This window comes from Sporomusa sp., assembly GCF_057736855.1.
Genome location: NZ_JBYKYF010000446.1, coordinates 1 through 849 on the forward strand (window position 1 = coordinate 1; position 849 = coordinate 849).

General features: G+C 37.5%; 1 protein-coding gene and 1 pseudogene. Both read left to right on the forward strand.

What is annotated here, in order from left to right; translation table 11 throughout:
- Positions 1-143: 143 nt before the first annotated feature.
- Positions 144-338 carry a hypothetical protein gene (locus tag AC29Z1_RS17445; protein WP_488272714.1) on the forward strand — a complete coding sequence of 65 codons (195 nt, stop codon included), beginning with the start codon at positions 144-146 and terminating at the stop codon, positions 336-338.
- A 328-nt stretch (positions 339-666) separates the two neighbouring features.
- Positions 667-849, forward strand: a pseudogene (locus tag AC29Z1_RS17450) (YqeG family HAD IIIA-type phosphatase); the annotation flags it as partial.

The following is an 849-nucleotide window of genomic DNA, read 5'->3' on the forward strand; positions in this document are numbered from 1 at the left end:
ATAGAAAGCCGCTTTTTGCCTTACGGCATAAAAGCGGCTTTGTCTACAATCTGAGCCATCCTTGTGGGTGGCTATTTTATTTGCAGGAATTACAATGTTTTTTGCCGAATGCATAAAAAAAATGGTAGTAAAGGGGATGAAATATGGAATCTCAATATTTTTGGACAAGTCAGGATGATTTGGAGCAAGTAGTAATTGGAAATGGCGAGATTCTGTTGATCGATAAGCACGGTAAATTAACAAGAATTGGGACTACTCTTAAAGAGGCAAGACAAAAATTAATCGAATTAGGAAAAGATGAGGATTTTCCTGACTTTATGAGTGATTATTATCGATAAGCTGTCCAATAGGGCAGCTTTGTTTGTCAGTCCTATTGCAGAGAGTAGAGTTAGAGTGAGTTTCTGTAAACAGAAAATCCGCCAAGGGAGATGCTTGCTCTGCGCTATGATACAAACAATTTGGTTGGTGATGGTGAGTGTCTTTGTGGTAATACTTTTGTTTTACTTGCTACCGTGATATAATTTAAATAATTATTTGCCAGCCAATCCCATTTTTTTAAAACATGGGAAAACTATTTTATAAATTGGTGTTTGACTTACTTATTAGTAATCATTATCTTTTTTACTCGGTACTAAGATGGATGGCTTTAACTTAGGAGGAGCGTTTTTGCTTACTTTATTAGCGCCCTGTTTGGCAGTAAATACCTTATATGATATTGATCTGAACGAACTCAAGCAGCGGGGGATTCGGGGCATAGTTATCGATCTTGACAATACGATTATTCCCTGGACCAGCTCAGAGCTTTGTCCAGAGGTATTGACATGGCTTAATGATTTAGCCAGTCAGGAT